Raw genomic sequence first — 26,968 nt, 5'->3', positions numbered from 1 at the left:
GTCGCGATGGTCACCGGCCGCCCCCCGGAGGGGGGATCGGCCGCAGCGGGTCTCCCGGTTCCACGTCGCCCGCAGGCCCGTCGGGCCGGACGTCCATCGGCACCCAGGCCCCCTCGCCCCAGGTCTCCCCGTCGGGCACGCTCACGCCCGGCATCTCCAGCGGCTCGATCTCGCGGGCGTTGTCGGCGAGCGTTTTGAGCGCGTCGAGGTCGAGGGGGCTCGCCTCCGCGGTGACGACGTCACTGCCGTCGTTCGCCCAGCGGGCGGCCGAACCTCCGTCCGGCTGCGAGACCGGCCGCGTGTCCGACTGGGCGGCCGGTTGCGTCTCCGGCTGCGAGACCGGTTGCGTCTCCGGTTGCGCGGCCACACCGCCGGGAGCGGCTCCCGCCGCCTGCCCGGAGACCCCCTCGGCCCCCTGTGCCGCACCGGAGACCGCGTCGCCGACCGACGGCACCGGCGCCCCTGCGGGCCGCGTGGCCGCCTCACCCGAGGTCGTGCCCGCCGTCTGGATCGCGGGCTCACCGGAGGCCGTCCCCACGGGCCGGGGCGCGGCGTCACCGCTGGACTGGGGAGGGGGATCCGCCGGCGTCACATCGGCGGGCCGGGGCGCGGCGGGCTCGCCGGAGGTCGTACCGGTGGACTGGGAGGTGGTGTCGCCGCCGGTGCCCGGCGGCTGGACGGTCTGGTCCGTGGTCGGACCGGCGGTGTCGAGGAGCGGGTACGCGGGCTTGGCGGAATCGAGCGGCTCGTTCGGCTCGACCCAGCCCGGCTGCCCCCCGGTGACGGAGGCACCCTCGACGGTGGGCATCTCCAGCGGCGGGATGTCCTCGATGTTCTTCAGCAGCTCGTCGACCTCGGCCGCCGTGGGCGCGTCGAGCGGGATCTGGAGCACCTTCACCCCGTCGACCTCCACGACCTTCGCCCTGGAGTCGCCGCTCTGGTCGATGTCGTCGGGGTGATCCTTCCTGGGGGTGTCGAGGATGGTCTCGCCGGACGAGCCTCCCCCCTCCCTGGGCGAGCGCTCGTCGCCCTTGGAACCGGCGTTCTCCTTGGCGTCGGGCGCGTTGCCGGTCGATTCCCCACGCGGCGTCGTCTCGTCACCCTTGGAACCGGCGTCGCCCTTGGCGTCGGAATCGTTCACGGGCACGTTGCCGGTCGAATCCTGCCCGCGCGGCGTCGTGTCGTCCGCGTTGATGATCTCCGGCCGCGTGTCATCGGCCCCGGGTGGCTCCGGCGCGGGCGTGGAGTCCCCCTGCGGCGTTCCGGGCGCGGGGATGGTGTCCGAGTTGGGGGCCTCGGGCGTACGCGGGACGTCGGGCGTCTCGCGCGGCGCGGTGTCGGCGGGCGGCGCGGTGTCGGCTCGCGGCGCGGTGTCGGTGGGCGGCCCTCCCCCCTGGCCCTGCGGATTCTCCCCCGGTCCGGGAACCGCGGGCTTCAGGTCCTCGACCCTCGGCGCCTCCGGCCGCGCGTCGTCGGCCCTCGGGACGTCCGGCGCGGGCGCGGAATCCTGCCTGGGCGCCTCCGGCACGGGCGCACCCTCGGCGTTCGGTGTCCCCGGTATGGGCGCGCCCTCGGCGTTCGGCATCTCCGGGACGCGATCCGGCGCGGGCGCCTCGATCCGCGGGTCCTCGGCCCTCGGCGCGTCCGGCACGGACCGGGAGTCCGGGTCGTACGCCTCCGGCGGGGGCACGGAATCGCCCCTCGGAGCCTCCGGCACGGGGTCGGGGGCGGGAGGCTCGGGTCGCGGATCCTCGGCCCTGGGGGGCTCAGGTGTGGGATCGGGCTTCGGAGGCTCGGGACGCGGCTCCTCGGCCCGGGGCGGCTCGGGCGTGGGATCGGGCTTTGGAGGCTCGGGACGCGGGTTCTCGGCTCGTGGAGGCTCGGGTGTGGGGTCGGGCTTGGGGGCCTCGCGCGGTACGTTCTCGGTCGGCTTGGGGGTCTCCTTGGACTTCTCCCCCTCGCGCGGGGAGGTCTCGTCAGCTTTCGACCCCGTTTCCGGTTTCCGGTCGTCGGCTCCGGACGCCTCCGGCTTCGGCGTCTCCTTCCGATCGTCCCGATCGTCCCGCGGGGAGGTCTCGTCGCCCTTCGCCCCCGCCTCAGGCTTGGCTTCGTCGCCCTTCGGAGCGTCGGCCTTCGGGGCGTCGGGCTTGGTCTCGGGCTTGGAGGAGTCCTTGGGATCGTCGCGCTGGGTGGTCTCGGCCGACTGGTCGCCGACGCGGGGCTTGTCGTCCGCCCCGACGGCCGGTTTGAGGTCGTCCGCCTTTGGGGTCTCCGGCTTCGCGCCGTTCTGGGAGCCCGTCTCCGGTTTCGCTCCCTCGCCCTGGGAACCCGTCTCGGGTTTCGTGTCCCCGGCCTTCGGCTCGGCAGGAGGTGCCGTCGCGTTCTGGTTGACCTTCTTCTCCAGCAACGCCACCCGGGCGGAGACGTCGCGGACCATCACGTCGCACGCGTCGGCGACCTGGACGGGTCTGTGGGTCGACTGGGAGGACAGACCCGCCCCGCTCATCATCTGCGAGACCTTGCCCTCGACGTTCCGCATCTGCTCGGCGGCCCGCTGCACCTCGGACAACAGGTCGCGGACCAGCTTGGGGTCCATTCCTTCGAACTTGCCCATGGACGTCTCCCAGGAAGTGTCGGCCCACTTCAAGGTACCGGGGAGACAGCCCGGCGTCACGGTGATAATCAGATGGCATGGATCACGGCATATGCCGTTGATGACCGATCAGTTGTCGGGCTCCGGGCCCGTGTCCGTCGCGACGTAGCCGATCACACCGCGCAGCTTCTCCACGCTGATCGCCCCGCGCCGCAACAGCCTGGGCACCGCGGTGGTCAGATCGAGGATCGTCGAGGGGACGTCGCTCTCGCACGGCCCCGCGTCGAGATAGACCCCCACCGAGTCGCCGAGCTGCCTCTCCGCGTCGGCGGCGGTGGTGGCGGGGGGTGCGCCGGAGCGGTTGGCGCTGGAGACGGCGAGCGGGCCGGTCTCCTTGAGCAGGTCGAGGGCGACCGCGTGCAACGGCATCCGGACGGCGACGGTGCCCTTGGCGTCGCCGAGATCCCACGACAGCGACCGGTTCGCGCGGCAGATCAGCGTGAGCGGGCCCGGCCAGAAGGCGTCGACGAGATCCTGGCCGTACGGGCCGAGGTTCTCCACCAGGGCGTTGGCGGCCCGGACGGTCCCGACCAGCACGGGGACCGGCATGTCACGGCCGCGCCCCTTGGCGTCCAGCAGGGCGCTGACCGCGGCGGGCGTGAAGGCGTCGGCGCCGACACCGTAGACGGTGTCGGTCGGGAGCACCACGAGCTCTCCCCGTTGCAGGGTGGACGCGGCCTCGCTCAGGCCGGTGGCTCGCTGCTCGGCATCCATACAGTCATAACGTCGGCTCACGGCGTGCATCCTATTCCTGGCCGAACCGAGCGGTGACGAAGCGGTCCCTGCGGGTCAGGTCCTGGCGGCTGCGGACGTCGCGCCAGCCGCTCTCCTCGGGGAAGATCAGGTAGACCGGGGTGCCCTGCTGGTCGGCGTGCTCCACGGCGACGAACCCCCCGGGGCGGAGCAGCCGCCTGGCGGTCCGCTCCACCGCCCTGACCTCGTCGAGGCCGTCGCTGCCCGATCCGTACAGCGCGCGGTGCGGATCGTAGTCGCGGACCTCGGGGTCGCGGGGAATGGCGCCCGGCGGGATGTAGGGCGGGTTGGAGATCACCAGGTCGACCTGGCCGTCCAGCTCGGAGAGGGCGTCGGCCAGGTCCTCCGGGTGCAGGTGCACGCGGCCCTGGCCGTGCTCGATGATGTTGCGCTTGGCCCAGGTGTAGGCGCCCGGATCGACCTCGACCGCGTGCACGGTGGCGAGCGCGACCTCCTGGGCGATGGACAGCGCGATGGCGGCCGAGCCGGTGCCGAGGTCCACGACCACGGGCGAGGCGACGTCCATCTCCCGGAGCCGGTCGATCGCCCAGCCCGCCACGATCTCGGTCTCCGGGCGCGGGACGAACACGCCGGGCCCGACCTCCAGGGACAGGTAGCGGAAGTAGGCGCGCCCGGTGATGTGCTGGAGCGGCTCGCGGGACTCCCTGCGGGCGACGCCCTCCCAGAACAGGGCGTCGAAGTCGGAGTCCTTCACCATGTGCAGCTCGCCGCGGCGCACGCCGTGCACGGACGCGGCGATCTCCTCGGCGTCGGTGCGCGGCGACGGCACACCTGCCTCGGCGAGACGGGCGGTGGCGAGGGCGATCTCGTCCAGCAGAAAGGTCATGGGCGCGTTCTATGAATGGGCGGCGAGCTTCTCCGCCATCTCGGCGTCGAGCAGGGACTGGATGACGGCCGTGAGGTCTCCGTCGAGCACCTGGTCGAGGTTGTAGGCCTTGAAACCGACGCGGTGGTCGGAGATGCGGTTCTCGGGGAAGTTGTAGGTGCGGATGCGCTCGGAGCGGTCGACCGTGCGGATCTGGGACTTGCGCTCGGCCATGGCGGCGGCGTTGGCCTCCTCCTCGGCGATCGCCTGAAGGCGGGCCCGCAGGATGCGCATGGCCGACTCCTTGTTCTGGAGCTGGCTCTTCTCGTTCTGGCAGGAGGCGACGACGCCCGTCGGGACGTGGGTGATCCGCACGGCCGAGTCGGTGGTGTTGACACTCTGGCCGCCGGGGCCGCTGGAGCGGTAGACGTCGATGCGGAGGTCGTTCGGGTCGATCTGGACGTCGACATCCTCGGCCTCCGGGTAGACGAGCACTCCGGCGGCGCTGGTGTGGATGCGCCCCTGCGACTCGGTGACCGGGACCCGCTGGACGCGGTGCACGCCGCCCTCGAACTTGAGCCTCGACCAGACGCCCTCGTCGCCCCTCGCCTTCAGGGCGATCGTGACGTCCTTGTAACCACCGAGGTCGGAGTGGGTGGCGTCGATCAGCTCGGTCTTCCAGCCGATCCGCTCGGCGTACCGCAGATACATCCGCAGGAGGTCTCCGGCGAACAGGGCGGACTCCTCGCCGCCCTCGCCCGCCTTGATCTCCATGATGATGTCCTTGTCATCGTTGGGATCGCGCGGGACGAGCAGATGCCTGAGCTTCTCCTCCAGCTCGGGAATCCGGGCCTCCAGCTCCTTGGCCTCCTCGGCGAACCCCTCGTCCTCCGACGCCAGCTCCCTCGCCGTGCCGAGGTCGGAGTGAACGCCCTCCAGCTCGCGGTAGGTGGCGATGATCGGGGTCAGCTCGGCGTAGCGCCTGCCGAAGGTGCGCGCCTGCTTCTGGTCGGCGTGCACGGAGGGGTCGGCGAGCTTGAGTTCCAGCTCGGCGTACTCACTGAGCAGCTCGTCGAGGTTCACCGTGCGTCCTTCCTTGAAAGCCCTTGTCAGCCTGCCTCATCACCACGAACGCCGACCCGGGCACCCACGAGGGGTTCTCCGAGCCGGCGCCGGGATGAGAGCTACTGGCCCGCGGGCTTCTTGCCGAAGCGCTTCTCGAAGCGCGCCACCCGGCCGCCGGTGTCCATGATCTTCTGCTTGCCCGTGTAGAAGGGGTGGCAGGCGGAGCACACGTCGGCGTGGATCACGCCGTTCTTGGCGGTGCTGCGGGTGGTGAAGGAGTTACCACAGGTGCACGTCACCTGAGTGGCGTTGTACTCCGGGTGAATATCGGGCTTCATATCGCCTTTTCCTCTCCAAAACGCGGTCGCCGGGTCGCCACTGTCTCTCGCCTGTGAGGCTTGCGCGCTGAGCACACCGGGGTGCGCGCGGGCGGGAACCGGAACCGCTACGGTTCGGCTACCAGTGTGCCAGATCCTCCAACCACCCCAGGCCACAAGACATTCCCCCGCCCCGGTGACCTGCGTCTCCGGACCGGACACAGTGTGCTCGCCGCCCCCTGCCTGGCGCGGTATCCGGGGTTCCCGATCCCCGCGAGGAAACCAGGGGCTCCAGGCTGTCACCTTCCCAGGTACGCCAGTACCGCGAGGACCCGGCGGTGATCGTCGGGGGCGGGCTCCAGCCCGAGTTTGCCGAAGATGCTGGAGATGTGCTTCTCCACGGCGCCCTCGGTGACGAGCATCCGCCCGGCGACCGCGGTGTTGGAGCGCCCCTCCGCCATCAGGGCCAGGACCTCGCTCTCCCTGGCGGTCAGGGACTCCAGGGGGTCGCCCCTGCGCTGGCGGCCCAGCAGCTGTCCGATCACCTCGGGGTCGATGACCGTCCCCCCGGCCGCCACCCGGCGTACGGCGTCGAGGAACTCGGCCACGTCGGCTATCCGCTCCTTGAGCAGGTAGCCGACCGCCGCGGCGCCGCCGCCGATCAGCTCCGTGGCGTACTGCTCTTCGACGTACTGCGACAGGACGAGGATCGGCAGCCCCGGCCGCCTGGACCTGGCCTCCAGGGCGGCGCGCAGCCCCTCGTCGGTGTGGGTCGGCGGCATCCGCACGTCGACGACGGCGAGGTCCGGATCGTGCTCGTCGACCACCGTCACCAGACCGGGGCCGTCGCCCGCCACCCCGACGGTCTCGATGCCCCCGTCGGCCAGCAGCCGGGCCAGCCCCTCGCGCAACAGCACCGAGTCCTCGGCGATCACCACCCGCATGGGTCCCACGCTCTCACCATTCGCAGGGTAACTCCGCCCTGATCATCGTGGGGCCGCCCAGCGGGCTGTCGACGGTCAGGGTGCCGTCGATGGTCGCCGCCCGGTCGGCGAGCCCGGCGAGGCCGCTGCCCGGACGGGGCACGGCGGCGCCGACCCCGTTGTCGTAGACCTCGACGATCACCCGCTGCTCCCGGCGGCTCACCCGGATGAACGCCTCGGTGGCCTCGGAGTGCTTGGCCAGGTTGCTCAGGCACTCGGCCACGACGAAGTACGCGATGCTCTCCACCGCGGCCGGGGGCCGGTGGGAGACCTCCACCGACAGGTCCACCCGTACGGGGGCGCGCGCGGCGAGCGACGACAGGGCCGCGCTCAGCCCCCTGTCGGTGAGGATCGCCGGGTAGATGCCCCTGGCGAGGTCGCGCAGCTCGGCGATGGCGGCCTTGGTACCCCGGTGCGCCTGGGCCAGGAGCTCCCTGGCCCCGTCGGGGTCGGAGTCCAGCTTGGCCTGGGCCCGGCCCAGGTCCATCGCCACGGACAGCAGCCGCTGCTGGGCGCCGTCGTGCAGGTCCCGCTCGATCCGGCGCCGCTCGGCCTCGGCCGCGTCCACCCCCCGAGCCCGGCTGGCCCGCAGGTGGGCGGCGCGGGCGGCCAGCCGGTTCTTCTCGCTCGTCCCCAGCAGGGCGACGCCCAGCAGGCCGTGCAGCCAGGCCATCCCCCGGGTCGCGTAGAGGGCGGCGAGGAGGAATCCGGCCCCGACCAGCGCGCACAACAGCACCCTCGGCCCGCTGTCGATCGGCAGCTCCGCGAGGGGCGTCATTGGCCGCCCCGCCAGCAGCAGGGGCAGCGGCAGGGTCGTCAGGCCCAGCCCGAGCGTCCACAGGACCGCCGAGACGGTGAACTCCGCGATCCCGATCGGCAGCAGCAGCAGGAGATAGAGCAGATCCTTCCAGGTGGCGGGGTCGACGAACATGTCCTTCCAGCGCAGGAACAGGTTGTCGCCCTCGGAGGGCCGGTAGGGGCTGGGGATGTCGACGCCGAAGGCGAGCCGGAGGAACCTGCGCTCCAGCATCGCGGCGCCCCGCCAGGCCAGCATGGTCAGGGCGAGCAGCGGCAACCCGACCCACACGACCACCATCACCAGGGAGGCCGGGATCACGGACGCGAGGAACGCGAAGCAGGCGAGGCCGTAGAACATGCTCATCAGCAGGTAGGGGACGGCCCGCCAGGTCATCGGATCGACGATCATGCCCAGGGGGCCGTTCGGCCCGAGCGGAACGCGTCGCCTGAGCGGTGCCCTGACCACGGGCGTGCCTCCCAGCGTCTCGGACGTCATGCGCCTCCTCTGTCCCCGGTGCCCGTCGTCGCCGTCCGCGCCTCCGGCGTCATCCGGCGCCTCCGGCGGCTTCAGCGTCTCTGCCGCACCCGCTGTCGCCGCCGTCCCCGCCGTCTCTCGCGCCGTCCGTCTCGGCGCGCCGTCCGTCTTCGCGTACCGTCCTCGCGGACCGCCCTTTTCGCGTGCCGTCCGCGCGGGCGCGGGCCCGGGAGCCGCGGAGGAGAAGGCGTCCTGAAGTAGGGATATCCCGAAGTGCGGGGCCGCACAAGGGACTTGGGAAACGCGAACGCCCCGGCCGGAGGGGCCGGGGCGTTCGACGTACGGCGGACGATCAGTCGCGGTCGGAGCTGACCGTCGTCTTCTGCACCTGGAGCAGGAACTCCGCGTTGGACTTCGTCTCCCTCATCTTCTCCAGGAGAAGCTCAAGGGCCTGCTGCATGTCCAGGGCGTGCAGCACGCGGCGGAGCTTCCAGGTGATCTGGAGCTCGTCCTTGCCCATCAGGATCTCTTCCTTACGGGTGCCGGACGCGTCGACGTCCACCGCGGGGAAGATCCGCTTGTCGGCGAGCTGCCGGTTGAGCTTGAGCTCCAGGTTGCCGGTGCCCTTGAACTCCTCGAAGATGACCTCGTCCATCTTCGAGCCGGTCTCGACCAGCGCGGTGGCGAGGATCGTCAGCGAGCCGCCGTTCTCGATGTTGCGGGCGGCGCCGAAGAAACGCTTCGGCGGGTAGAGCGCGGTGGAGTCGACACCACCGGACAGGATGCGGCCGGAGGCCGGGGCCGCCAGGTTGTAGGCGCGGCCCAGACGGGTGATCGAGTCGAGGAGCACGACCACGTCGTGACCGAGCTCCACCAGGCGCTTGGCGCGCTCGATGGCGAGCTCGGCGACCGTGGTGTGGTCCTCGGCCGGGCGGTCGAAGGTCGAGTGGATGACCTCGCCCTTCACCGACCGCTGCATGTCGGTGACCTCTTCCGGACGCTCGTCCACCAGGACGACCATCAGGTGGCACTCGGGGTTGTTGCGGGTGATCGCGTTGGCGATCGACTGGAGCACCATCGTCTTGCCCGCCTTGGGCGGGGAGACGATGAGGCCGCGCTGGCCCTTGCCGATCGGCGCCACCATGTCGATGATCCTGGTGGTCAGGATGTTCGGCTCGGTCTCCAGGCGCAGGCGCTCCTGCGGGTAGAGGGGGACGAGCTTGTTGAAGTCGGGCCGCTGCCGCGCCTGCTCCGGGTCCATGCCGTTGACCGTGTCGAGGCGGACGAGCGCGTTGAACTTCTCGCGGCGCTCGCCGTCGCGGGGCTGACGGACGGCGCCGGTGACGACGTCACCCTTGCGCAGGCCGTTGCGGCGGATCTGGGCCAGCGAGACGTAGACGTCGTTGGAGCCCGGCAGGTAACCGCTGGTCCTGACGAACGCGTAGTTGTCGAGGATGTCCAGGATTCCGGCGATCGGGATGAGGACGTCGTCGTCACCCACCACGGGCTCGTTGCTGTCGAAGCGCTCGCGGCCACGGCGGTTGCGCTCGCGGAACCGGCCACGGCGGCCACGGCGGTCGTCGTCGTCACCCACGCCGTGCTGGTCGTTGCGGTCCTGCGGGCCCCGGTTCTGCGGGCCACGGTCGCCGCGGTCGCCGCGCTCGCCCCTGTCGCCGCGGTCGTTGGTCCGCTCGCCGCGGTCGTTACGGTCGTTGAGGCGGTCGCCGCGGTTCTGGCCCGGGTCGGCGGCGCGCTGGTCGGCGCGGCTGTCGGTCCGGTTCTCGGGGCGGTTGTCGCCGCGCTCGCGGCGGTCGTTGCCGCGCTCGCCACGGTCGCTGTTGCGGCCACGGCGCTCACCGCGCTCGCGACGGCTCTCGCCGCGCTCGCCACGGCCCTCGGCCGGGGCGGTGTCGATGGTCTGCTGCTCCACGACGGGCTCGGGCGCGACGACGGCGGCCAGGGGCTCGGGGGCGGGGGGTGCCTGCTCCACGACGGGCTCGGCGGCCACGACGGGGCGGGAACGTTCCCTGCGGGTGCGCGCCGGACGCTCGGCGACCGGCTCGGCCACGACGGCGGGGGCGGCCACGGCAGGAGTCTCCTTGACGGCGGCGGGAGCCTGGGCGCTCTCGGTGGAGACGCCCTGCTTCTCCTGGATGGCCGCGATCAGCTGGCTCTTGCGCATCCGCCCGGTCCCGCTGATGCCGAGGCCGGAGGCCATGGCCTGCAGCTCAGGCAGCACCATGGCGGAAAGGCCGGTGCCGGAGCGACGGCGCGGCTTGGCCGCGGGGCGGGTGGGGGTGTCGCCGGACGTCGGCGCCGTGCCGGTGACGTCGGAGAGGAGTTCGGTGGTGGTGTCGCTCACTAATGGGTCCTTCCCAGGGGTCGGGCGTGGCCATGATCAGCCAATCGTCCCGGTGGTGCGATCGACCCGGTGGGACAGACCGGGTCGGGTTGCACGTCGCGATCCTCGGCGGCCCATGGAGAGCCGCCGCCACTGTCGGAGAAGGGCGGATCCAGGCCGTCACCATCGAGAATCGCCGACGGTGGGACTTGGAGGACACCCCCCCGGATTGCTACCGGCAACCAGATGTCGAGATAGATCGAACGCGCATGTCCCCTAAAACGCCGCTTCTCATTGCCCCAACCGAAATATGGAGCATTCGGAGGCGACGGATTCGGGGAGGCCACTGCGGCGCTCATGTCTCACCAGGTGAGACATGACACAGCGATGTGTGGCTGACAAGCACGCACCCAACGCGGGGCACCTGGTGCGGCTATCAGCCTAACATCACCAGCGCACACAGCTATTCCCTGAAGGTCGAAGAGTCGTCAGCGTGTCTCAAGAGAAACAACGCGGGCGCCCCTGGTCTCGACATCCAGTGGCTGGATGTGCCAGTCATTACCCACTTCCGGTGCGATCAAATCCTGCGTATTCACCGTTGAAAACGCAAGAACCGTGGGCCCCGCTCCCGAGACGACCGCGGCGATCCCCGCCTTCCGCAGCCGTCGTACGAGATCGGCGGTGTGCGGCATGGCGGGTGCGCGGTAGTCCTGGTGGAGGCGGTCCTCCGTGGCGGCCAGCAGCAGATCGGGCTCGGGCCTGGCGGTCAGCGCCGCGACCAGCAGCGCGGCCCTCCCGGCGTTCGCGGCGGCGTCGGCGTGCGGGACGTCCTTGGGCAGCAGCCCTCGGGCGATCTCGGTGGACAGCCGGTGCGCGGGGACGAGGACCACCGGCCTGACGGCCTCGTGCGGGAGCAGCCGCACCAGGTGCGGCACGCCCCCGGCGTCCGTCCACGCGACGGTGAGCCCGCCGGCCAGGCACGGCGCCACGTTGTCGGGGTGGCCCTCGATCTCGGTGGCCAGCGCGAGGACCGCGTCGTCGGTCAGCTCGGCGGGCCCGGCCGGTCCGGGCTGTGCGTACGGGGTCGCGGCCAGCGCGCGGGCGGCGAGGATGCCGGCGCAGATCGCCGCGGAGGAGGAGCCGAGTCCTCGGGCTTGCGGGATCCGGTTGAGGCAGCGCAGCCGGATGCCGCGCGGCTGCGGGAGACCCATCCTGCCGAAGGTCGCGCGCATCGTGGTGACGACGAGGTGCCCCTCGCCCAGGTCGAGCTCGCCGGCCCCCTCGCCCTCGACCGCGATCTCGACGCCCGGGGAGTCGGAGGTCTCGGCCTCGATCTCGTCGTGGAGGCCGAGGGCGAGTCCCAGCGTGTCGAATCCGGGGCCCAGGTTGGCCGAGGTCGCGGGGACGCGGACGGTCGCCTTCGCCGTGCCGCCGGTCATCGAGGTCCCCGGGGGGCCGTGAGAGGTCCCCGGGGGGCCGTGAGGGGCACGTCGCTTCTCCTGAGATCCACTAGGCGAGTTCGAGGGCGGTGGCCGCCGCGTGCGCGTCGATCGGGATCGTCACCGGCGTGGGCGCGCCCGAGATGGCCCAGTCGGGGTCCTTGAGGCCGTTTCCGGTCACCGTGCACACGATGCGCTGTCCGGGCTCGACCAGCCCCTGGGCGTGCGCCTGGAGGAGACCGGCCACGCTGGCGGCGGAGGCGAGCTCGACGAACACGCCCTCCTCCTGGGCGAGCAGCTTGTACGCGGCGGCGATCTGGCGGTCGGTGACGGCCTGGATGACACCGCCCGACTCGTCGCGGGCGGCCTCGGCGAGCCCCCACGAGGCGGGGTTGCCGATGCGGATCGCGGTGGCGATCGTGTGCGGGTGGGTCACCGGCGCGCCGTTGACGATCGGCGCGGCACCGCTGGCCTGGAAGCCGAACATCCTCGGCGTCCTCGTCGCGATGCCGTCCCCGGCGTACTCGGTGTAGCCCATCCAGTACGCCGAGATGTTGCCCGCGTTGCCGACCGGGATGCAGTGGATGTCGGGGGCGTCCCCGAGCGCGTCGACGATCTCGAAGGCGGCGGTCTTCTGGCCCTGGAGCCGGAACGGGTTCACCGAGTTGACCAGCGCGATCGGGTAGTTCTCCGACAGCTTCCTGGTCATCTCCAGGCAGTCGTCGAAGGACCCCTCGACCTGGAGCAGCCTGGCCCCGTGGACCAGCGCCTGGGCCAGCTTGCCCATCGCGATCTTGCCTCGGGGCACCAGCACGGCGCAGGTCAGGCCCGCGCGGACCGCGTAGGCGGCGGCGGAGGCGCTGGTGTTGCCGGTCGAGGCGCAGATGACGGCCTTCGCCCCGTCCTCGACGGCCTTGCTGATGGCCATGGTCATGCCACGGTCCTTGAAGCTTCCGGTCGGGTTGAGACCCTCGACCTTCAGGTAGACCTCGCAGCCGGTCAGCGCCGACACCCGGTTCGCCGGGACGAGCGGTGTGCCGCCCTCCAGGAGCGTGACGACGGGCGTCGCCGTGGTCACCGGAAGTCGGTCACGGTACTCCTCGATGAGGCCACGCCACGCCCTGGTCATGATTGCTCCTCACCGCGCGCGGCCGGTCCGTGCGCGTGCTACCTGCGCTGTTGGGAAACGAGTCTACGGGCAACACGCTCGGCTCCGGGATGCGCTGTCCACCAGATGGACAAGCCGGGCGTCTCCCCAGGGAACTCTAAGGATCAACCGATATGGTCTGCGAGGCTTGACCGGGCCTGACACGCGGGGAACACGACGGGCGACACGACAGGGGTGCCACATCATGACGGGCGGCACGGCGGCGGACCTGCCGCCGATCCGGCACAACGACTACTCGCCCCTGGATCCGCCCGCGCTCGGCGCGTGGGATCCGGAGCTCCCGGTGAGCGTGATCATTCCGGCCCACGGCGGGCAGCACAGGCTCGACCTGACCCTCGCCGCCCTGGCCGCGCAGACCTACCCGGACCACCTCATGGAGGTGATCGTGGTCGACGACGGCAGCGAGCCCCCGCTGCGGCTACCGGAGATCGCCCCGAGCGGCGCCAGGATCGTGACCACCGGCTCCTCGGGCTGGGGCATCGCCCACGCGGTGAACACCGGCGCCGCGCTCGCGGAGGGCCGGATCGTCCAGCGCCTCGACGCCGACATGGTCGTCTGCCGCGAGCACATCGAGGCCCTGGCCCGGTGGCACCACCTGGCCGGATACCTGGTCACGATCGGCGCGAAGAAGTTCGTCGAGGAGCCGGCGCTGACGGCCGGCCGGGTCCACGAGGGCGTGCGCGCGGGCTCGTTGGAGTCCCTCTTCGACCTGTCGGGAGCCCTGCCCAGCTCCACCGAGCAGACGATCTCCCGCACCAACGGCCTGCGGGCCAGCCGCAACCCCTACCACGTGTGCACGGGGCCGACGGTGTCGATGCGGCGCGAGATCTTCCGGGCCGTGGGCGGGGTGGACCCCGGGGTGCTGCGGGGCGAGGACACCGAGTTCGCCTACCGGCTGGCCGCGCACGGCGTGGTCTTCGTCCCCGACATGGCCGCCCAGGCCGTCCACCTGGGACTTCCCGCCCAGCGCCGCGACCCGCAGCGGGCGGTGCGGGTCGTCGCCCCCTACCTGGCCCACCGGGTGCCGCTCCGCCGCGACCTGCGCAAGGACCGGGGCCGCCACTGGCTGGTCCCGTACGTGGAGGTGGTGCTCCGCGTCGACGGGCCCGAGGAGGGGGTGCGCGCGGCGGTGGGCGCGGCACTCGACGGGTCGCTCGGCGACGTGATCGTCACCCTGGTAGCCCCGTGGTCGAAACTGTCCGGGGAGCGCCGGCCGGTGCTGGACGACCCCCTGTTCGACCTGCGGCTGCTGCGCGAGCACTTCGCCCACGACGAGCGGGTGCGGTTCGCCGACGAGGTCTCCGCCACCCCCGCCCCGATCGCGTTCCGCTACACGGGCCCGGTCTCGGTGCCGCTGGGACGCGACACGCTGGAGCGGATGATCCGCGTGATGCAGGAGAACCGCCTGGGCATGGTCGTCGCCGATCTCGGCGGCGACGGCGAGGCGACGCTGGAGCGGACCGAGGCACTGGGCCGGGCGAGGCTGCTCGGCGCGGACGACGTGACCGCGTCGATCGAGGCCACCCACGGCGTACGGCGCGGCGACCGGTCGGAGTTCTGGCCGGCCGACCCCAAGGCCGCCCCTCTCCCCGCCGCTCCTTCCCCCGCCACCCGTGTCCCGGCCACGCCCGAAACCCCGCCTCCGGCCGCCGCCCCGGCTCAGGCCCAGGCTCGGGCTCAGGGGCGGGAAACCGCGAGTCCCTCGGCGAAGCGGACCCCCGGGCAGGAGGGACGCGACTCCCTCCTCGGCAGGCTCCGCACCGCGCTCAGGAACTGACAGGAACTCAGCGGCCCTCCGGCGGGGGCGTGACGTCGGCAGGACGTACCGCGCGGCCCCCGCTTTCTCGCGGCTCTCCTGCGGGGCGTGGCATGCCGTACGACCGGCCGGAGGCGATGACGAGCGGGCCCGAGATCACGAATGCGCGGCCGGGCACCGGGCATCGGGGAGAAAGCCGCCCGGGGAGACGGTGGAAATGCCTGCGGCCCCGCCCCTGCGCAGCCCCGGCCACGCCGGGACACTAAATACGGCCGCATGACGGGCGAGAATAAAGACAGGAAGAAAAGACGGGTCACGGTTGAGGTGAACGCCGTGGACGGGCAGGGTCGCCCGCTGTCGTGGCCGATGCCCCCGGCGGGCCGGAGACCGGGCACGTCGCGCGAGAGCGGCCAGGCCGCCGTCTCGCGGGCTCTGTGCGGGCTTATTCGATGACCGAGTGGCTATGATCGACGCAATTATGGAAATGTCATTTCTTGGGAGCGGAACGTGACCGACCAGGTGCCTAAAGATGTTGAAACGCATATTCCTAACGTCGCACGCATGTATGACTACTATCTTGGAGGTAAGGACAACTTTCCCGTGGACCGGGAGGCGGCGGAGAAGGCCCTGAGGATCGCCCCCGAGATCCGGCCCAGCGCCCGCTCCAACCGCGCCTTCCTGGGCCGGGCGGTCGGTTTCCTCGCCGAGTCGGGGATCGACCAGTTCCTCGACATCGGTGCCGGGCTGCCCACCCAGAACAACGTGCACCAGGTCGCCCCCGGAGCGCGGGTCGTCTACGTCGACAACGACCCGACCGTCCTGGTCCACGGCAGGGCGATCCTCGGCAAGAACCAGAACGTGACGATCGTCGAGGGTGACGTACGCCGGCCCCGGGAGATCCTGGAGCACCCGGACGTGCGCGCGGCGATCGACTTCGACCGGCCGGTGGGGATCCTCCTGCTGGCGATCATGCATTTCGTCCCCGACGAGGACGACCCCCTGGGCATCCTCGCCACCCTGCGAGGGGCCATGGCGCCCGGCAGCTATCTTGTCCTGTCCCACGGCGCGGCCGATGCCCGCCCGAAGGTCGCCGACGGGGTCGGCAAGGTCTACACCCGGGCCTCCTCGCGCTTCGTCACCCGTACGGGCAAGGAGATCATCCGCCTGTTCGAGGGTTTCGACGTGATCGAGCCCGGCGTCGTCAACCTGCCCGAGTGGCGGCCGGCGCCCGGCACCGACGCGCCGTACCAGCCGTACCGCGACAGCACCGCCTCCTACTTCCTGGGGGGCGTCGGCGCCGTCACCGGCGAGCGCTGAGCGGCCCGGCACCGACGGGGGCGGCCCTCACGAGGTGCAAGGGAGCGAGGGAGAACGACGGCGGGGGGCGGTCAGCGACGGCGGATGATGGCCCGTTTCACGGAGGACAGCAGCCCGTACTGGACGACCTTCCTCGCCGCGGCGAGCTCCTTGCGCAGGGTGCCGACCTCGCGCCGCAGCTCGACCGTGCTCCTGCGCCAGCGGCCCGCCTCCTCGCGCCACTTGACCACCTGGTCGCGGAGCCGTTCCGCCTCCCTGGTGAGACGGGCCACCTCGGCCTCCGCCTCGATCCTGGCCCGGTAGGCGCCACGGCGTCCGGCGAGGGCACGGGCCTCCGGCGCGAACCCGTAGGTCTCGCCGTCCACCCAGATCACGCCGAAGGTGTCGTCCACGGCGGCGTCGAGGTCCTCCCCCTCCCCCCGCACGATCGCGGCGCGCGCGAACGCGGCGGCACGTTCCAGCCGCGCCGCGACGAGCGCCCGCCCCGAGCCGGGCCCGGCGGCGTCGCCGTCCCCCTCGGCCAGCAGCACCGAGACCAGGCCGTACCCCTCGTCCCTGGCCAGGTCGAGCAGCCGGGCCAGGGTGTCCTCGCCCGGCACCCACCCGGCGGGCAGCCTGAGACGGTAGGGAACCGCCCAGGCGGGACTCGACGGCGCGCGGGAACCGGGCGGAGCGGAGATCTCGTCGGTGAAGCGGACCCTGGGCTCGTGGGCGTAGTGCCCTCGGATCAGCACCAGGTCCAGGTCCGGGTTCTTCAGGGGGGCGCGCCCCTCGGCGCCGACGCGGTCCCACGGCCCCGCGAGGGTGACCGCGACGTCGGGCACGGTGCCCGCGAGCACGGCGTCGACGGTGGCGCGCACCTCGTCGTAGGTGTATCTCCCCGACAGCCCCCCGGGCTCGACGACCACCTCGACGTACGGCACCTTCCACTGCCTGGCCGGATGGGAGCGGAGCCAGCGGTAGGACGGGATCCGGTCGGCCACGAAGGCGTGGCTCACCCGGTCGATCGGGGCCTTGTCGCGCATGCGCATGGTCGGGCCCAGGTGGAAGGCGCGCGACAGCGGCTCGGGGACGAAGACGGCGCCCGCCTGGGCGAGCCGGTAGCCCATCTCGGTGTCCTGGCCGAGGATCAGGTCGGTGTCCATCGGCCCCGCGGCGGCGAGCAGCGCGGCGTTGACCGAGGTCGCGCCGCCGACGTGCAGGCTGAAGGCGCGGTGCGGGTTGGCGGTGAGGCCGTCGGTGCGCTCGACGAGGTCGACCAGCCAGGCGTGCGGCTCGGCGGGCTCGAAGAGCTTGGTCAGGTCGTCGGCGGCGGCGACCACCTCGGGGGCCGGCAGCCCGGCCGGGGTGAAGCGCAGGTAGCCGGTCACCACGAGGTACGGGGCGGCGTGGTGCCAGCGCATGTGCGCCTCGACCGACCTGCGGTCCAGGACCACGTCGGAGTCGAGCCAGTGGATCACGTCGCCGGTGGCGGCCGACAGCCCGGCGTTGCGGGCGTGCGCGCGGCCGGGGACGGAGCAGACGATCAGGCGGGTGTCCTCGGGACGCAGCGCGGGCAGCCGCAGCGGCGGGTCGCTGCCGTTGTCGACCACGACGACCTCGGTGAGGGCGGCGGGGTAGGTCTGCGTGGCCAGCCCGGCGAGCGCCAGATCGAGTTTCTCCTGGTCACCGTACGCGGGAACGACGACGCTGACCCGGAGCGAGGGTGCCCAGGAGCCCAGGGCGGGTGGCGTGAGGCTCCGGTAGTCGTTACCGGTGATCCGTGCTGTCATGGCGTTTCCAGGATCGGGCTCGGACGGGGACCGCGCCACCGGTTCGGCGCGACGAGCGAAAGACGGTCTGGGGAAAGCCTCGGGACAGAGCGCCGTGCCGGGCGCCCCGGGCAGTGGGCACGGTGGGCGCGCGCTCCCGTCACCGGCCGAGGGAAGCCCGCCGGGGTCGCTGGAGGGGGCGGGGGGAGGGGGGTCGGCTGCGCGGGCACGAGCGAAGGATAGCGAGGCAGGAAGATCGCTTCTCACCACACTTCCCACTTGACATCGAGGATCACCGCTAAAGCATCACAGCTGTCACACAGGTCACAGGAACCTTCGAATTTCCTATTCCTCGACGTATTTGCACTTGGAGAGCCGATAGCCTCATTTACCACCAACAAGGACAGGTAACGACACAGAGCAGCACGGAAGGTAAGCGCGGATGCCCACGCCCCGAAAATTGACGCTTCTGGCGGCGACACTCGGCCCGGTGTTCCTGATCGCGCTGACGCTGCTCGCGAGCTTCGAGATCATCTCGGTCACGGCGGCCATCGTGCTCGGCGCGATCGCGACGGTGCTCGCCGTCCAGGTGCTGGCGGTCGCGACCGTACGCAGGGTCGACGGCAAGGCCCAGCGGATCGACGCCCGGGTCAAGCGCTACGAGGCGGAACTGGCCACGGTCAAGACGGCCACCCAGCGGCTGGACCGGCGGCTGGACGAGATCGTCGAGCTGCTCAAGGAGCACGAGCGCAAGCGGGACGAGGACCTGCAGGCGATTCTGGTCTCCCTAGGAGAGGACCGGCTCGCCTCCGTACCCCGGCGCCAGGAGATCGAGGAGATGGTCCACGACCTGCTGCCGCGCCTGGCGGCGGTGGAGGCCAGGACCGAACGGGCCGACGGAACGACAGAGGGAAAAGCGTGATCGGGACCGGTTCCGTCACCCCCGGCGCCGCCTCGTCCACCCGCCCGCGCGACGACCGCACCGACCGGGCCGACCGCGCCGACGAGAACGGCCGGGTCGTCGTCCCGCGCGCCGGGGTCAGGCACAACGACTACGGATCGCTGCTCCCGCCCGACCCGGGCACCTGGGAGCCCCGGCTCAGGGTGAGCGTGGTGATCCCGGCGCACGACTGCCAGGAGGCCCTGGACCGCACGCTCGCCGGGCTGGCCGCGCAGACCTACCCCGCGCACCTCATGGAGGTGGTCGTCGCCGACGACGGCAGTGACCCGCCACTGCGCGTCCCCGAGATCACCCCGGCCAACACCAGGCTCGTCCGGGTGCCCGACGGCCGCTGGGGACGGGGCTGGGCCCGCCAGACCGGCGCCGCCGCAGCGGCGGGCGACGTCCTGCACTGGGTCGACTCCGACATGATCCTCGACCGGGAGCACGTCGAGGCGCACATGCGCTGGCACCATCTCCTCCCCTACGCCGTCGTGATGGGCGACGTCCGATTCACCCCCGACGGGGCCGGGCCCTCCGCCAGGGAGGTCTTCTCGGCCGTGGAGGCCGGGGACGCGGAGAAGCTGTTCGACGAGTCCGCGCCGCACGAGTGGCGGGCCGGGGTGCTGGAGGAGACCCGGTGGCTGCGGGACGCGGGCGCCGGGGCCTACCGGCTCCACTCGGGGGCCACCACCTCGGTCCCCGTGGCGCTGCTGCGCTCGGTCGGCGGCGTGAACACCACCCTGAACATGGCCGAGGACACCGATCTCGGCTTCCGCCTCGCGCAGGCGGGCGCGGTCTTCATCCCCGACCCGCAGGCCCGCGGCTGGCACCTCGGGCCGTCCACGGTCATGATCCGGGAGAAGGAGGTGCACCGGCACAACTGGTCGGTGCTGCCCGACCTCATCCCCGACCTGCGCTGGCTGCGTACCCACCCGCGCAGGGCCTGGCTGGTGCCGTACGTGCACGTCGTCGTCGACGCCCGGGGCGCCTCCTACGAGGACGTACGGGCGAGCGTGGACTCCGCGCTCGCGGGCACCCTCGTCGACGTCGCCGTCACCGTGGTCGGGCCCTGGGCGGACCTTCCCGCCGGGCGCCGCCGCTCCCTCGACGAGCCGCTGCTCGACCTGCGCCTGGTACGCAACCTGTACGTCCACGAGCCGCGCGTCTCCTTCACCGAGGAGGTGCCCGCGAACTCCGCGCCCGCGCCGTTTCGGCTCACCTTCCCCGCGGGGTGGGCACTCGGCGCGGAAAGCCTGGCCGAGCTGGTCAAACTCGCCGAACGCGAGGAGTACGGGCTGCTGAGCGCGGCGCTCGACGAGGGGCCCTCCGGGATCAGGGCGGCCAGGTTCGAGCGCACCGCCGCCTTCGCCAGGGCGGCGCTGGTGAGCGAGGGACCGGGCGGCGACGACGGGCTCGACGACGCCGTCCACGAACTGTTCGGCTCCCTCTGGGTGAGCGCCGCCGAGGTCGGCGTGACGACCGCCGACGAGGCGGAGCCCGTCGCCGGGGACACCGCGAAGTGGCGGGCCGACTCCGCGCGCTGGAAGCGCGAGGCGGAACGCCTGAAGGACGAGGTGGAAAGCCTCCGCGCCGAGACCGGACGCCTGCGGGCGGAGGCCGCGCGCCTGGAGGACGAGCGGCGCCTCGGCCCGCTGGGAAAGATCATCTCGACGGCCAGGCTACGGGGGAAGACCGGCTGATGTCCCTTCTGATCGATCTGGTCCGCGCCGCCAGGGAGCGGAGCGGCAAGCGACGCGTCCTCGTCTACTGCGTGGGCTTCGAGACACTCGGCGAGCTGGAGACGTACGGGGCGATGGACCTCGACGGCGACCTCGACGGCATCCCGCGCGCCGAGGAGGGCGCCGCGGAGATCCTGGTGCTCGCCCGCACCCCGACCGACGTCCGCCGGGCCGCGAGCCTGCAGTCACTGCTGCCCATGGCCCCCCGGGTCGTCGTCGCCGTGAAGGAGACGCCGTACTGGTACACCGCGCCGGTGCTGTCCCCCACCCCCGCCCACCGCTGGCGCGCTCTCGTCGAACTCCGCGTCCACCAGCCGAAACAGCCCGCCTGGGTGGTCGAGGCGAGCTTCTCCAAACCGGTACCCGCGGGACGGACCCTCGCCGCGACCGCGAGGGCCTTCGGCGGGCACCGGATGGACGCCGTCTCCGGGCCCGTCGCCGGTCTGGCGGGCCCTGGAGCGGCCCACTGGCGACCCGGCGACCCGAACGCGGCCCCGGCCCCCCTGACGGGGCCCGTCCCCGACAGGTTCGGCGCCCGAGGCGCCGACCTGGTCGTGCGCGCGGTCGGCGAGGAGCCGCCGCCCTGGTCCGGCGCCGAGCCCACCGGCGAGACCACCGGCGAGACCACGGTGGACCGCCCGGTCGCCGAGCTGATGACCTGGGAGAGACTCGGCCGCCCCGGCGGCGGCAAGATCCTGGAGAACGGCGTCGGCGACCTGTCGGAACCCCGGACCATCCCCCCGGTCGACACCCGCTCGGTCAACCCGATGAACTTCATCACCGTGCCGTCCCTCGGCACGGCCGACCTGTCCTCGGAGTCCGGCCGCTGGGCGATCACCTGCGATGGCAGGACGCTCACCTCCTTCGACGCCTCCGGCCGCGTCACGGACGTGGACGTCAACCGGATCAGGCAGGTCAGGGCCCTACATGTGGACTGGCGGCGCAGCCACACCGGCCCGGCGGCCGCGCTGCGGGTCGTCACGGGGCTGGCGGCGGCCGGGGTGCCCCTGATCTCCGAGGCCGTGCCGCGCTGGGCGGGCGCCCTCGGCCCCGAGCTGGCCAGGCTGATCACCTCGGTCGACGAGCCCGCGCTCAAGGACGACCTGGAGCGCGAGGAGCACAGCATCCGGCTGCGCCGCGAGGCGCTGCGCGTCCACGGGGTCCGCGCCCGCTGGGAGCAGCTGGGCGCCCCCTCGGCGCCCGTGCCGACGGTCTCGGTACTGCTCGTCACCCGCCGCCCGGAGATGGTGGGCTTCGCGCTGGAACAGCTGTCCAGGCAGCGCGGCGCCGAGTTCGAGGTGATCCTCGCCCTGCACGGCGCCTCCGCGGCGCATCCCGGCGTGGCCGGGGCCCTCGCCTCCTTCGAGCGGCCGGTCACCGTGGTCGAGGTCGACAAGCGGACCGTGTTCGGGAACGTGCTGAACCAGGCCGCGGCCAGGGCCTCGGGGTCGTTCCTGCTGAAGATGGACGACGACGACTGGTACGGGCCCGATTTCATCTCCGACCTGCTGCTGGCCCACTCCTACTCGGGGGCCCAGGTCGTGGGCATGGTCCCCGAGTTCGTCTATCTCGCCTCGATCGGGGTGACCGTCCACCGCGAGCAGATCACCGAGCAGATCACCAACTTCATCGCCGGAGGAACCATCTTCTCCGAACGCTCCGCCTTCGAGGCCGTGGGCGGGTTCCGTCCCATGCCCGGCACGATCGACGCCCAGTTCCAGCACGCCGTGCAGGCCGCGGGCGGGCAGATCTACCGCACCCAGGGACTCGGCTACATCCTGCGGCGCGGCAACGTCGCCAACCACACCTGGCGCGAGCCGATCGGCACGTTCCTGCGGCGCAACAAGCGCCAGTGGCGCGGCTTCCGGCCCAGCGCGCTCATGGAACTCCCCCCGGAGGCGCCGTGAGCACGCCGCGTATCCCCAATGCGCCGTACGCGACACCGGCTCCGGCTTCGGCTGGGGAAGACGCCGTGAGCACGTCGCGGATCCTCGCCCGCGGCGCCGTCGCCACGCCGCGGATCCCGGGCAACGACTACGGGGTGCTGTCCGCCCCCGCCCCCGGCAGCTGGGAGCCGCGCCTGTCGGTGAGCGTGGTGATCCCCGCCAGGGGGCGGCAGGACAGGCTCGACCTCACGCTCGCCGCGCTCGCCGCGCAGACCTACCCCGCCCACCTCCTCGAGGTGATCGTCGTGGACGACGGCAGCGCCCCCCCGCTCCGGCTCCCCGGGATCGCCCCGGAACACACCCGGATCATCGGCAACGCCTCCGGCCGCCGGGGCATCGCCTGGGCCCTGGAGACCGGCACGGCCGCCGCGGACGGCCAGGTGATCCACCGGATGGACGCAGACATCGTCTCCTACCGGGAACACGTCGAGGCGCACATGCGCTGGCACCATCTGGCCGACTACATGGTGGTGACGGGGACGCTGCGCTTCACCGCCATGGCGGGTACCCCGCCCACCCCCGCCGAGGTCCAGATCGCCGTCGGCAAGGACAGGGCGGGCTCCCTCTTCGAGGAGGACCCCGAACACGGGCACGACTGGATCGGCGAGCTCGTCGCCACCCACCGCGACTTCCGGGACGCGCCCAGCTCGCTGCTGCACCGCGTCCACGTGGGCGCGACGGTCTCACTGCCCGCCGCCCTGCTGAGGGAGGCGGGAGGGCTGGACACCTCCCTGACCCTCGGCGAGGACACCGAGCTGGGCTACCGGCTCACCCAGACGGGCGCGGTGTTCGTCCCCGACGCCGAGGCCCTCGGCTGGCACCTGGGCACCACGACGGCGATGCGCAGGCCCGCTGACGTCAGGCGGCACAACGACCCGTTCATCGCCGACCGGATCCCGTACCGGCGCCACCTGCGCACCGACGCGGGCCGGCAGTGGCTGGTCCCCTACGTCGACGTCGTGGTGGACGCCGGGGACGCCTCCTTCGAGGACGTCAGGGCGAGCGTCGACGGGTCGCTGGCCAGCACCCTGCCCGACGTGCGCGTCACCCTGACCGGGCCGTGGGCGTCGCTGACCGGCGAGCGCCCGGTCCCGCTGGACGACCCGCTGCTCGACCTGCGGCTGCTGCGCGGCCAGTACGCCCACGACGGCCGCGTCTCCTTCGCCGAACGGGTCCCCGCGACCTCGGCGCCCGCGCCGTTCCGCCTCGTCTGCCCGGCCGGGTGGGTACCGGGGGTGGACTCGCTGGCCAAGCTGATCGAGCAGGCGGAGAAGGACGACGAGGGCCTGCTGCTCGTGGCGCTGGACGAGGACGAGTCCGGAGTCCTGGCCGCCCGCCTGGAGCGGACCTCCGCCGTCGCGAGGGCGATGCGGGTGGCCCGCGAGGACGAGCGGCTCGACGACGTGATCGCCGACCTGCACGGGGCGACCTGGCTGGACGCGGAGTCCTGGAAGTTCCGGCCCGCCGCCCGCGCCTACCCGTACTGGGCCGTGAACCGCAACCGGGAGGCCGCGCGCTGGAAGGCCGCGGCCGAGTCGCGCGCCAAGGAGAGCGAGCGGGCCCAGCGGCAGGTCGCCGCCCTCAAGGCCGAGCTGAAGGAACTGCGCGCCAAGGCCGCCAAGGGCAGCCGCGACACCGTCAGGTGGAAGGAGAAGGCCGAGCAGCGCCGTCTGGAGGCCGTGGCCCTGCGCCAGGCCCAGCAGCGCTCCCTTCTCGGCCGCGCCGCCCGCCGCCTCCGCAGGCTCACCGAGGGTTCCTGACGCCCTGCCGCCACGCCCTGCCGCCACGCCCTGCCGCCACGCCCTGCCGCCACGCCCTGCCGCCACGCCCTGCCGCCACGCCCTGCCGCCACGCCCTGCCGCCACGCCCTGCCGCCACGCCCTGCCGCCGAGGACGCCCCGGACCTCCGGGCGTCCTCGGCGGCCCGGTCACTCCTGCCTGGGCAGGGGGCGGTAACGGGCGCCGACGGCGCTCTGCAGGGTTCGCACGGCCGTGCCGTGCGGCTTCCGGGTCACCAGCCAGTCGAGGAACTGGCCCAGGAGCCGGGGAGTCGTCGAGTAGAGGCCGCAGTCGTCGCAGACGCGGTGGAACACCAGCGGGACCAGCCCGCCGCCGCTCTTCTCGGCGTTGAGGACCTGCTGCTTCATGTGTCGCAGCAGGGTGTCCTCGCGGACGGAGCCCGGGGTGCGGATGTCGTAGCGGTTCTTCGGGCGCAGGGCCTCACCGGCCGGACAGGCGGGGCATCCCCACTCCTTGAGCCCGCCCACCCCGCGGGCCGCGTCGTAGCCGCACCGGCGCGCCACCGCCATGGCGTCGGAGTCGACCGCGCCGAACGGGTAGGCGAGGGTCGTGGGCCGGTATCCCCATGCCACCAGCGCCCTGCGGTCGTCGCAGATCTGCCCCTCCTGCTCGCTCTGGGTCAGCTCGGTGAGACGGACGTGGGTCAGCGTGTGACCGCCGATCTCGTGGCCCTTCCTGGCGATCTCGGCGAGCCCGCGCCGGGTCAGCTTCTCCTCGTCGCCGACGGTGTCGGTGTTGACGTAGAACGTTCCACGCATACCGCGTTTCTCCAGCATGCGGGCGACGGCCGGGTGGGAGGAGTCGCCGTCGTCGAAGGTGAGCGCGACGACCGTCTTGATCTTCTTCGAGGGGCGTGCGGTCGCCGCGTGGGCGGCCGGGCCCAGCGTCGCCACGATGGCCAGCGCCACGGAGAGCGCCACCATCCGGGGGAAGACCTTCACGGTGAAAACTCCCTTTCGCGGAACGGCAAACAGGGCATGAAAGCACCTTATAAGTCGGCAGGGGTCACCAAATGATCTGTTATCAAATGCCCAGGAAGCCGATGCCGAGTCGGCATGGCACGGGGTCCCGGGGACCCGCACCGAGCACGAACGGCGCCGCGCGTTCACCCCCCGATCCGGCGCGGCACGGCGCGGGAAGCGCGGCACGGCTCAGGGAGACGCGGCACGGCTCGGGGAGACGCGGCACGGCTCGGGGAGACGCGGCACGGCTCGGGGAGACGCGGCACGGCTCGGGGAAGTGCGGGACAGCTCGGGGAGGCGCGGCAGGCTCGAAGAGACGCGGGAAAGCCGTGAACCACGCACCGGCCTTCCGGGAGCGACCCCCGTGAACCGGTCGCCGCGAGCTCCTGACCCCACCGGGCCTGGACGGCTCGGAACGATCTCCGCAGGACGGGCCGTCCCGAGCCCCTGACCCCACCCACCTTGACGGGCCGAAACGACCCCCGTTCGCACGGTCCGCGCCACCGTGGCTCGCTGATCGGCGCGGGCCGAGGCCCGCGGGGCCGGTCACGGCGGACCGGCCCCGCGAGGCGCCGCCAGAGGGTGTCCTCGCTCGACGAGCACCCGGCCCCGCCGTTGGGGCCGAGCCGCGAGGCGCCGTTAGGGGGTGTCCTCGCCCTCGACGCGCATGACGCTCACCACGTCGCGGACGATGTCCAGCTCGCGCAGGGCCTCGATCGTGGCCGACAGCGCGGCGTCGCTGGCCCTGTGGGTGACCAGCACCAACTGGGCGTCCGCGCCGTGCCCCTCCTGCCGGACGGTCTGGATGGAGACGTCCTGCTTGGCGAACATGTCGGCGACCCTGGCGAGCACGCCGGGCTTGTCGGCGACGTCCAGCGAGACGTGGTAGCGCGTGACGGTCTCGCCCATCGGGTGCACGACCAGGTCCGCGTACGTGGACTCCTCCGGACCACGGGTGCCCGCCAGCACGTTGCGCCCCACGGCCACGATGTCGCCCAGCACGGCGCTCGCGGTCGGGGCGCCACCCGCGCCCGCGCCGTAGAACATGAGCTGCCCGGCGGAGCGCGCCTCGACGAACACCGCGTTGTAGGCCTCGCGGACCCCGGCCAGCGGGTGCGTCCTGGGGATCATGGCCGGATGCACCCGCACCCCGAACGACCTGCCGTCGTCGGAGCGGGCGCAGATCGCCAGCAGCTTGATGACGTATCCCATGGCCTTGGCGCTGGCCACGTCCGTCGCGGTGATCTCGGTGATGCCCTCGCGGTGCACGTCGGCGGCCGTCACCCGGCTGTGGAAGGCGATCCCGGCGAGGATCGCGGCCTTCGCCGCGGCGTCGAAGCCCTCCACGTCGGCGGTGGGGTCGGCCTCGGCGTAGCCCAGCGCCTGCGCCTCCCCCAGCGCGTCGGAGAACGAGGCCCCGCTGGAGTCCATCTGGTCGAGGATGTAGTTGGTGGTGCCGTTCACGATGCCGAGCACGCGGTGCACGTGATCTCCGGTGAGCGACTCGCGCAGCGGCCGGATCAGCGGGATGGCGCCCGCGACGGCCGCCTCGAAGTAGAGGTCGGCGTTACCGGCCCTGGCCGCGGCGTGGATGGTCGCGCCGTCCTCGGCGAGCAGCGCCTTGTTGGCCGTGACGACCGACTTGCCGCTGTTCAGCGCGGCCAGGATGAGCGACCTGGCGGGCTCGATGCCGCCGATCACCTCGACGACGACGTCGATGTCGTCCCGGGTGACCAGGGCCTCGGCGTCCGTGGTGAGCAGGGCGGGGTCCACGTCGGCGTCCCGCCTGCGGCCCAGGCGCCGTACGGCGACCCCGGCGAGCTCCAGCGGCGCCCCGATCCGGGCGGCGAGGTCGTCGGCCTGCTCGTGCATGAGCCTGACCACCTGGGAGCCGACGACGCCGCATCCCAGAAGTGCGACTTTCAGTGCCATGCGG

The 26,968-nt window shown here is 72.4% G+C and carries 19 protein-coding genes; 6 read left to right on the top strand and 13 right to left on the bottom strand.

Translation table 11 applies throughout. From position 1 onward, the window contains the following. Positions 1-10 precede the first annotated feature (10 nt). The 10 genes from ABD817_RS18345 to thrC all read right to left on the bottom strand — a co-directional run bounded on the left by ABD817_RS18345 (position 11) and on the right by thrC (position 12,779). Entirely contained in the window at positions 11-2,614 is a 2,604-nt protein-coding gene (locus ABD817_RS18345; protein WP_344919184.1) for a hypothetical protein, read from the bottom strand. 108 nt (positions 2,615-2,722) lie between these two features. Then, complete coding sequence (locus ABD817_RS18340) at positions 2,723-3,388, bottom strand: L-threonylcarbamoyladenylate synthase (RefSeq protein ID WP_344919183.1); 666 nt, start codon at positions 3,386-3,388, stop codon at positions 2,723-2,725. Positions 3,389-3,398: 10 nt separating this feature from the next. After that, a complete protein-coding gene (prmC, locus tag ABD817_RS18335; protein WP_344919182.1) occupies positions 3,399-4,253 on the bottom strand; it encodes a peptide chain release factor N(5)-glutamine methyltransferase in 855 nt (284 codons plus the stop codon). A 9-nt stretch (positions 4,254-4,262) separates the two neighbouring features. Next, on the bottom strand, positions 4,263-5,315 hold the full coding sequence (prfA, locus tag ABD817_RS18330) for a peptide chain release factor 1 (protein ID WP_344919181.1): 1,053 nt from the start codon (positions 5,313-5,315) through the stop codon (positions 4,263-4,265). A 101-nt stretch (positions 5,316-5,416) separates the two neighbouring features. After that, entirely contained in the window at positions 5,417-5,635 is a 219-nt protein-coding gene (gene rpmE, locus ABD817_RS18325; protein ID WP_329090954.1) for a 50S ribosomal protein L31, read from the bottom strand. 278 nt (positions 5,636-5,913) lie between these two features. Beyond that, positions 5,914-6,558, bottom strand: a complete 645-nt coding sequence (locus tag ABD817_RS18320) for a response regulator transcription factor (protein WP_344919447.1) — start codon at positions 6,556-6,558, stop codon at positions 5,914-5,916. Between the two features lie 13 nt (positions 6,559-6,571). Further along, positions 6,572-7,891: a sensor histidine kinase gene (locus ABD817_RS18315; RefSeq protein WP_344919180.1), complete on the bottom strand. Its 1,320-nt coding sequence runs from the start codon at positions 7,889-7,891 to the stop codon at positions 6,572-6,574. 331 nt (positions 7,892-8,222) lie between these two features. Then, positions 8,223-10,232, bottom strand: a complete 2,010-nt coding sequence (gene rho / locus ABD817_RS18310) for a transcription termination factor Rho (protein WP_344919179.1) — start codon at positions 10,230-10,232, stop codon at positions 8,223-8,225. A gap of 467 nt (positions 10,233-10,699) precedes the next feature. Continuing rightward, positions 10,700-11,650, bottom strand: coding sequence for a homoserine kinase (thrB, locus tag ABD817_RS18305; RefSeq protein ID WP_344919178.1), 951 nt, complete (start codon positions 11,648-11,650; stop codon positions 10,700-10,702). Positions 11,651-11,720: 70 nt separating this feature from the next. Then, entirely contained in the window at positions 11,721-12,779 is a 1,059-nt protein-coding gene (thrC, locus tag ABD817_RS18300; protein WP_344919177.1) for a threonine synthase, read from the bottom strand. A gap of 223 nt (positions 12,780-13,002) precedes the next feature. Between thrC and ABD817_RS18295 the strand changes: the two genes are divergently transcribed. After that, positions 13,003-14,595 (top strand): glycosyltransferase family 2 protein, encoded by a 1,593-nt coding sequence (locus tag ABD817_RS18295; protein ID WP_344919176.1) that lies wholly within the window; start codon positions 13,003-13,005, stop codon positions 14,593-14,595. Between the two features lie 486 nt (positions 14,596-15,081). Beyond that, positions 15,082-15,891, top strand: a complete 810-nt coding sequence (locus ABD817_RS18290) for an SAM-dependent methyltransferase (RefSeq protein ID WP_344919175.1) — start codon at positions 15,082-15,084, stop codon at positions 15,889-15,891. A gap of 71 nt (positions 15,892-15,962) precedes the next feature. On the opposite strand, the gene ABD817_RS18285 is transcribed toward ABD817_RS18290, so the two are convergent. Further along, positions 15,963-17,663: a glycosyltransferase gene (locus tag ABD817_RS18285; protein WP_344919174.1), complete on the bottom strand. Its 1,701-nt coding sequence runs from the start codon at positions 17,661-17,663 to the stop codon at positions 15,963-15,965. A 421-nt stretch (positions 17,664-18,084) separates the two neighbouring features. Between ABD817_RS18285 and ABD817_RS18280 the strand changes: the two genes are divergently transcribed. The 4 genes from ABD817_RS18280 (at position 18,085) to ABD817_RS18265 (ending at position 24,030) form a co-directional block, all read left to right on the top strand. Then, positions 18,085-18,564 (top strand): hypothetical protein, encoded by a 480-nt coding sequence (locus ABD817_RS18280; RefSeq protein WP_344919173.1) that lies wholly within the window; start codon positions 18,085-18,087, stop codon positions 18,562-18,564. Further along, entirely contained in the window at positions 18,561-20,285 is a 1,725-nt protein-coding gene (locus ABD817_RS18275; RefSeq protein ID WP_344919172.1) for a glycosyltransferase, read from the top strand. Before ABD817_RS18280 ends, ABD817_RS18275 begins: the two co-directional genes overlap by 4 nt. Next, a complete protein-coding gene (locus ABD817_RS18270) occupies positions 20,285-22,231 on the top strand; it encodes a glycosyltransferase (RefSeq protein ID WP_344919171.1) in 1,947 nt (648 codons plus the stop codon). Before ABD817_RS18275 ends, ABD817_RS18270 begins: the two co-directional genes overlap by 1 nt. A 65-nt stretch (positions 22,232-22,296) precedes the next feature. Next, on the top strand, positions 22,297-24,030 hold the full coding sequence (locus ABD817_RS18265; protein WP_344919170.1) for a glycosyltransferase family 2 protein: 1,734 nt from the start codon (positions 22,297-22,299) through the stop codon (positions 24,028-24,030). A gap of 168 nt (positions 24,031-24,198) precedes the next feature. On the opposite strand, the gene ABD817_RS18260 is transcribed toward ABD817_RS18265, so the two are convergent. Continuing rightward, complete coding sequence (locus ABD817_RS18260) at positions 24,199-25,011, bottom strand: polysaccharide deacetylase family protein (RefSeq protein WP_344919168.1); 813 nt, start codon at positions 25,009-25,011, stop codon at positions 24,199-24,201. 660 nt (positions 25,012-25,671) lie between these two features. After that, positions 25,672-26,964, bottom strand: coding sequence for a homoserine dehydrogenase (locus ABD817_RS18255; RefSeq protein WP_344919167.1), 1,293 nt, complete (start codon positions 26,962-26,964; stop codon positions 25,672-25,674). Positions 26,965-26,968 lie beyond the last annotated feature (4 nt).

Origin of the sequence: Streptosporangium oxazolinicum (assembly GCF_039537505.1) — a bacterium.
In the GTDB taxonomy this organism is placed as follows: domain Bacteria; phylum Actinomycetota; class Actinomycetes; order Streptosporangiales; family Streptosporangiaceae; genus Streptosporangium; species Streptosporangium oxazolinicum.
Note: the sequence above shows the minus strand (reverse complement) of the source record. Positions and strands in the feature narration are given on the sequence as shown.